The organism is Pseudomonadota bacterium, from assembly GCA_016927275.1.
Lineage (GTDB): Bacteria > UBA10199 > UBA10199 > 2-02-FULL-44-16 > JAAZCA01 > JAFGMW01.
On sequence record JAFGMW010000090.1, the window covers coordinates 1 to 7,165 of the forward strand.

6 protein-coding genes are annotated in these 7,165 nt (G+C 63.9%); 4 read left to right on the plus strand and 2 right to left on the minus strand.

Annotation, left to right across the window (positions count from 1 at the left end; genetic code table 11):
- The 3 genes from JXA24_06005 to JXA24_06015 form a co-directional block, all read left to right on the plus strand.
- Positions 1–497: sodium:proton exchanger (locus JXA24_06005; protein ID MBN1283306.1), on the plus strand; the 497-nt coding region annotated here is incomplete at its 5' end.
- A gap of 18 nt (positions 498–515) precedes the next feature.
- Positions 516–1,049, plus strand: a complete 534-nt coding sequence (locus tag JXA24_06010) for a hypothetical protein (protein MBN1283307.1) — start codon at positions 516–518, stop codon at positions 1,047–1,049.
- A 151-nt stretch (positions 1,050–1,200) separates the two neighbouring features.
- Entirely contained in the window at positions 1,201–3,318 is a 2,118-nt protein-coding gene (locus JXA24_06015) for a hypothetical protein (GenBank protein MBN1283308.1), read from the plus strand.
- Between the two features lie 9 nt (positions 3,319–3,327).
- Here the strand turns inward: JXA24_06015 and JXA24_06020 are convergent, their stop codons facing one another.
- Both JXA24_06020 and JXA24_06025 read right to left on the minus strand, forming a co-directional pair.
- Positions 3,328–4,416, minus strand: a complete 1,089-nt coding sequence (locus JXA24_06020; GenBank protein MBN1283309.1) for a hypothetical protein — start codon at positions 4,414–4,416, stop codon at positions 3,328–3,330.
- Between the two features lie 113 nt (positions 4,417–4,529).
- Positions 4,530–5,678, minus strand: a complete 1,149-nt coding sequence (locus JXA24_06025; protein ID MBN1283310.1) for a class I SAM-dependent rRNA methyltransferase — start codon at positions 5,676–5,678, stop codon at positions 4,530–4,532.
- Positions 5,679–5,807: 129 nt separating this feature from the next.
- Here JXA24_06025 and JXA24_06030 point away from each other — a divergent pair, with 129 nt between their 5' ends.
- Positions 5,808–7,079 (plus strand): hypothetical protein, encoded by a 1,272-nt coding sequence (locus JXA24_06030; GenBank protein ID MBN1283311.1) that lies wholly within the window; start codon positions 5,808–5,810, stop codon positions 7,077–7,079.
- Positions 7,080–7,165: the final 86 nt, after the last annotated feature.

Below are 7,165 nucleotides of genomic sequence, written 5' to 3' on the forward strand. Positions count from 1 at the left end.
CCGACCTCGACGAGCTGCTCGCCACCATGGCCATGGGCATCATGGTCACCAACTTCAACCCGGAACGCGAACGGGTATTCGAGATACTGGAGCGCTATGCCGAGGAGATGATCTTCGTCCTCTTCTTCACGCTCTCGGGCATGTACCTCGACTTCGGGGTGCTCGCCACGAGCGCGATCCTCGTCGCCCTCTACGCCTTCTGGAGGACCGCCGGAAAGTTCGCGGGCACCTGGATCGGCGCCGGGATAGGCGGGGCGTCGGCGCCGGTGAAGCGCTACACGGCGCTCGGCCTCATACCCGCAGGAGGGATCATCATAGGCCTCGCTCTTCTGCTCAAGCAGAACCCGGCCTTCGACCGCTTCGCCGACATCGTGATCAACGTGATCATCGGCGCCACGGTGATACACGAGCTCGCGGGGCCGATACTGGTACAGTACGCGTTCAGAAAGAGCGGCGAGACCGGGCGCTCGGCCGCCTGCGAAATCACCGAGCATTGAGATCCGAAGGGGGAGACCATGCACCAGAACATGTTCATAATCTATCCCGGGGCCACGGTCCTGTTCGTCCTCATACACCTGGCCGTCACGAAGAGGGGGCGGAGCGCCGAGTTCGTCTGGGCGGTGATCCTCACCTACGCCATCCTCTTCAACATAGGCTTCGCAGGGCTGGCCGCCTTCTACGGCCACGCATTCATCCCGGCGGAGGCTGCGTCTTTCATCGGTTGGCCGGCCGGCTCCCCGTTCCAGTTCGAGGTGGCGGCGGCCAACCTCGCATTCGGCCTGCTGGGCGTGCTCTGCGTGTGGCTTCGCTCCACGTTCAGGCTCGCGACCATAATCGGCTATTCGGTATTCCTCATCGGGGCAGCCTACGGCCACATCCAGCAGATGTCGCTCGCTCAGAACTACGCGCCCGGAAACGCGGGAGCGCCCCTCTACGTGGACGTGATAGCGCCGCCGATCCTGCTCGCCCTCTGGATCATCCACTACGTGATCGCGAAGAGGGGGTGCAGAAGAGAGCCGACAGAGGCCCCGGAACGGCAGATCTATTGAGTCGACGCCGGCGCCCCCGGCACCCCTCGTAAAATCATCTTGAATATCAAAGTGTTAAATGATGAAAATTTCACGCAACATGCGCAGGGGTTTGCCGATAAAGACCCCGAACATCGGCCGGGTATTTTGAGCCCGTCTACGGAGATTGGACATGACCAGGATATTGCCGCTTCACGCCTCCAACTTCTTCATGGCCCCCGCGGGTGCGCCCCCCGGCGGGATCGGCAACGGTGGGCAGGCCCCTGCGGCCCAGCGCCCCTCCGGCGCGCCGGCGCAGGCGGCGAGATCTGCACAGGTTCATGACCTCAGGCGCGCGGTGAACACCCTCCATGGCGCGGCAGATGCGGTGACCGAGCACGTGGCATGGCTCGAACGCCAGCTGGACGGGGAGAGATCCAGGGCGGGTGAATTTGAAGAGGGCGCGAGGGCCCTGCAGCAGCAGCTCGAAATGGAGCGCACCCAGAGGGAGGACCTGGCTCGTGAGAGGGCCGGACTCGAGGCCCTGCTCGCCGAGCAGAGGTCAAGGCTGGACGGTGCGCTCGAGCAGCTGTCCGACGCGGAGGAGATCTCAGCGCAGCTCCAGCAGAGCGCAGATCGCGCTGCCGCGGTTCTGGCGGGCGCGGCAGAGATGCTGACCGGCCTCGCCGATTCCCTGGGGCCGATCTTCGGCGCCGCCAGCCCGGTCGTGACGCAGATGAGGCAGCGCGCCGAAGCGATGGCAGTATCCGCCGGCTCCGTGAGCTCCGAGTCCGCAAGGCTCGCGGAGCTCGCCGGGCTCATCGCATCGGGCGAGGCGCACGCGGCATGGCTCACCCCATGGACAGGACGAAGGGGCGCCCCCTCCCTTCTGGAGCGCTCGAAGGACGACGCGGACGCAATGTCGAGAGGGCTCTTCTCCTCCATATTCGACAGCCTCTCGACCATCTTCGAGAACATGAATACCGAGGCGGTCACCGAGAGGCTGAACGCCTTCATGGAGGCGGCCGCATTCCTGCTCGGCCAGGACGGGACCGAGGGCGCGCAAAGAATGGCCCTGAACGCGATCTCGCGCCTGATCGCGGCGGAGGTGCCGGCCCGCGAGCGCAGGGGATCTTTCTACGAGGTGGTGAGGTCAGCGGGCCTGATGATGGAGGGCCGGAAGTTCGACCGCCTATCGGCCTCGATGCCGCGGGTCTCCTTTCTCGGCTGGAGGTTTGACGGGACCGGATTCAGGGCGGAACATCTGAACACGGAATCGGAGATCGACGCAATGGAGGGCCGCACCCTGGTGGAGTTCAAGGCGGTGAACCTGGCCGGGGCGATCGGCAACTACCTTGCGCAGATGCTCAGAAACACCGGCAGTGAAGGCGCTACCGTGTTCCGGACGCGCAGCGAGATCGCGTCCGGCAAGTTCGACGCCGGCTACGTGGTGAAGGTGGCGAACCAGATGATAAGATACAGGCAGCTCATGGATTCGGGCCACGCCTCGGCGCTCGAGCTCCACCTCACTTCGCAGACAGCCATGCCGCGCGACGTGGTCAATGCAATCCATGAGTTCTTCGGCGCGGAGAGGCTCAGGATATTTCACTACGCGGATGCTCTGACCAGAAGAGGCGTCCTCTTGACGCCCGGCTCCCAGCCGACCGCCAACGGGACCGCCGCCCCCGAGGCCGCGGCTTTTCCCCAGGCGGCCGCAGTCGTTGTGGAAAAACAGGCCCACCCTGCAGATCGGCCCCCTCCGACGCGTGAGGAGGCGCAGGCCGCGATATACCAGTCCAGCCTCATCATGTCCGAGGCCGGATTCAACACGGCGACGATTGAGCAATTCATAAGCTGGATCGTGGACGAACCGGCGAGGGCCGAGGCGTTCGCGCAGGAGGCGCCCGAATCCCTGCAGTCGCACCTGCTGGATCAGTTCAGGCGCTGGCAGGCGGAGCAGGACGGAGCCGATGATGGAGATGCAGAGGCACCGTGGCTCGATGTCGAAACAGAACGCGCGCAGAAGCGCTTCAACCGCCTCTACGATACGATCATCCGCAAGGACGTCAGCCCCGACTGGGGACAGAGGGTGACGCAGGGCGTGCAGAACACCGACGTGATGAAGATCCTGGCGTGGATCAAGGACCAGCAGATCGTCGTGGACGACGATGTCACCGGGATAAACGACATGGCGAGCGATCTGATCGTCCGCCTGAAGGAGACGTACAAGCCAGAGTCGTACTTCAAGCTGGACGTGGACGGAGACGCGGTGATCGAGATCATGAGGCGCTTCATCTGGCTTTCCGAATAGGCGGCCCTCTCAATCCTTTGCCAACTCGCCCACGGTTTTGCCGAGACCGCGGATGACATCTACCCCGTCGGAGAGGCCCTCCATCATGGTCCCCGCTGTATTGAGCAGCCAGTTGATCTGCGGCCAGCGCTCGCCGGCTTTCTCCGCCATCTCCCAGCGGGCGAATGCCCAGGCCGATCTCACCAGCCCGTGCGCCCTGTCGAGGCCGGTGGAGGCGTCGGCGTCGAGCCTGAAGAGGACTCCGGCATCGCTCCAGGATCCGGTCGCGATTGCGGCCGAAATCCCCCTGTGGCGCGCTATCATCGTGCCGATAGGATCCGTGTTGGCATACCCCTGAGCCGCATTCCTTGCGGCCCTCGCCATCATCGCGCCCAGAGACATCTCTCCGACATCGGGCTGGAATCCGCCGGCGCTCTGGACAGCGAGGTCGGCAGCGATCAGCGCCGCGTTGTCCCTCCCCCCTGCAATGAAGTTCTCAAAGGCGCCGGAGAAGGCTTTGATGGCCCCCTGCCTGTACAGGTCACCGAGAGACGCGAAGAGCGCACCCGCCATGAGGAGGATCTCCCCGGAATCGAAAAGTGATCCCTCTCGCAGAGCGGCCGCGGACTCGATGTCGACCGCAAGCTCCGCGGCGTCTTCCGCTCCCGAGGAGGATTGCGGCCTCTTTCCGCGTATGATGTCCCTGAGGCACGTCTCCGAGTAACGCGCAATCCTCTCGGAGAATCCCGGCCTGAACTGTTCGAGGCCGAGGGCCTTTTGCCCTGCAGCCTTGAATATGTCTGCGGGGCTGTTGTTGAGGAGCCCCTCGATCCTGTGGATCTCCCTGAAGAGGCCCCTGTTCGACCTCTCCCTTGAGATGAGCGATGTGTCGTCGATCATCCCCCTGAGGGTGTGCGGTTCCTCGGCGAAGAATACGCTCCTCGGCGATCCGTCGGCCGCGACGAGCGGAGCGCGCACCGCCAGGGCATTCACATTGGGACCGAACAGGACCCTGCCCCCCTTGAAACCCACAGGGTAGAGGCCGACCGTCGGCTGGGTGCAGAAGCTGTAAAGGGCCGTTGCAAGGCTGCTGGCATTGTTCACGAAATTGCCGGACATGGCCACCTCCCGCATTATGCGACGGTTAGCACGGGAGGCTCAGGGTTATCCACAATTTTCTTCAATATTTTGAAAAAGGGGATTTAAGCATATTCTTTAATAATCACAATAAATTAGGCAATCCGCACCGCCATCGCTTTGAGATACAACGATTCGGGATGGCTGCGAAGGACCGGGTGATCTATGTCCTGAATGCCTCGCCAGAGGATGGTGCACCCCCTGCCCGATGCCTTGGCAGCGGACCGCGCGACCCCTTCGAGCATCCGCTCGGTGATCCTCTGCGAGCAGGCGCTGATCATGATGACGCCGCCCGGACGGAGGATCGCGATCGAGTCCAGCGCCGCCCTCTCGTATCTGCGGATCGCCGCAGGCAGATCCTGCCTGCGCTTGGCCATGGCCGGCGGGTCCAGGTGTATGAAATCGAAGCTTTGTCTGCATCCCCTGACGAAGTCGAAGGCGTCCTGGCAGGCGAACTCGATGTTCGCGTGCGCGTTCGATTTCGCATTCCTGGCCGCTGCGTCCAGCGCGGGCCTAGAACTGTCCACCGCAACCACCCTCCGTGCCCTTTCGGCGATCCGGCAGGAGAACCAGCCCTGATAGCAGAAGGCGTCGAGGCAGTCGCCCCTCGCCATCTCCCGCGCCGCGCTCCTGATGGAGCGGTAATCGAGATAGGCGCCGGTCTTCTGGCCCGACAGCGCATCGACCTCGAAGCTCTCGCTGCCCTCTTTCACCACAGCGCAGGCGTCCGATCCCTTCACGATCCTGTCCTCGGCCGGGAGCCCCTCGGAGCGACGCACCTCTGAGTCGCCCCTCTCCACGATCGCCCGCGGCGAGAGCAGCCAATCGACGATCTCCAGGATATCCGTGCGGATCGACTCCGCCCCTGCGCAGCCGATCTGGAACGAGACCACGTCCGCGTAGCGGTCCACGATCACCGATGGTATCCCGTCGCTCTCCCCGAACACCACGCGATAGGCGTCGGTGAAATCGAAGAGCCTCGATCGCCTGGCCAGCGCCCTCTCGAAGCGCGTCCTCCAGAACGCCCCGTCGATGGCCGCGTCCTCGGCCGAAATGACGCGCAGATAGTGCCGCGAACCCGGGGAGACGAATGCGGAGGCGACGAACCTGCGGCGCCGGTCGAGCAGCCGCGCGATCCCGGGAATGCGCTGCCTTCGCCCCACGACCGCCGCCTCGGGGAGCCAGAGCTCCCCCTCCCTCACCCTCCTGGCGGCGCCGTTGTCTATGATCAGCGAGGATTGCACAGGGAAAAATTGATATACCCGCAGGGCGATCGCTGCAAGCCCGGCAAAGGGGTTCATGACGGCCGAGCGGTCCCTTCACCTGTCCGTTTGCCCTTGACCCGGGGCCCCGCTCGTCGGAAATTAGCCCCCATGGAACCGAGGTTCGCAGCGCTGGCCGTATTCATCGTCTGCTACCTGCTGTTCGTGGCCCTGCCCAACAGGAGGAGCATCGTAGCGGTCGCCGGCGCCGTCGCACTCATCCCCCTGGGGGCGATGGGCCCGGCGCAGGCCCTCTCGTCGATCAACTGGAACGTGATGGGGATATTCGTGGGCACGCTCATCATCGCAGACGTGTTCATGGAGAGCCGAGTCCCGTCCTATCTGGCCGAGCACATCGTGATGAGGGCAAAGAGCACGGCGTGGGCCGTGCTCTTCATCTGCGCCCTCACCGGCTTCATCTCGGCCTTCGTGGAGAACGTGGCCACGGTGCTCATCGTGGCGCCGATCGCCCTGGCGCTCGCGCGCAAGCTCAGGATCAACCCGGTCAACATGTTGATCGCGATCGCCATCTCCTCGAACCTCCAGGGCGCGGCCACGCTGATCGGCGACCCGCCCAGCATGCTGCTCGGCGGGTACGCGAAGATGACCTTCGACGACTTCTTCTTCTACAAGGGCAGGCCCAGCATATTCTTCGCAGTGGAGCTCGGCGCGATCGCGTCCCTGTTCGTGCTCCACTTCGTCTTCCGGGGCCTGCGCAGCAGGACGCCGATAGTCCCGGTGGAGAGGGTGAAATCCTGGGTCCCCACCATCATTCTCGTCGCTCTGATCGTCACACTGGCGCTCTCATCCCTCCTCGACCCGGGCTTCAGCTACATGGCGGGCATCATCTGCATGGCGTTCGGAATCGCATCGATCCTCTGGGACAGGCTGGCGAACAGAAGCTCCATGCTCGACGGCATCAGGTCGCTCGACTGGGACACCACCTTCTTCCTCATGGGCGTGTTCGTGCTGGTCGGCGCGATATCGGCCACAGGGTGGATAGAGGCGATAGCGGAGGGCCTCTCGCTCCTCATCGGCGGCAACATCCTCTTCGGCTACGTCCTCCTGATAACCATGGCCGTAGCGCTCTCCGCGTTCATCGACAACGTCCCGTTCCTCGCAGCCATGCTGCCGGTGGCGATATCCATGTCGCAGAGGCTGGGCGTCGCGCCCGAGCTCTTCCTCTTCGGCCTGCTCATCGGCGCGAGCCTGGGCGGCAACATCACCCCGATCGGCGCCTCCGCGAACATAGTCGCCTGCGGCCTGCTCAGGAAGGAGGGGCACGCGGTGAAATTCCGCGAGTTCGCCAAGATCGGGCTGCCGTTCACGCTCGCCGCGGTCCTGGTCGCATCTGTCTTCGTGTGGTTCGTGTGGGGCGGATAAGCAAAAAAAAGGCGCCCTCCCGGGCGCCCCTTTTTTTGATGAAAAGATATCAGCTGATCTTGTTGAGGACCTCGTTGGCCCTGTCC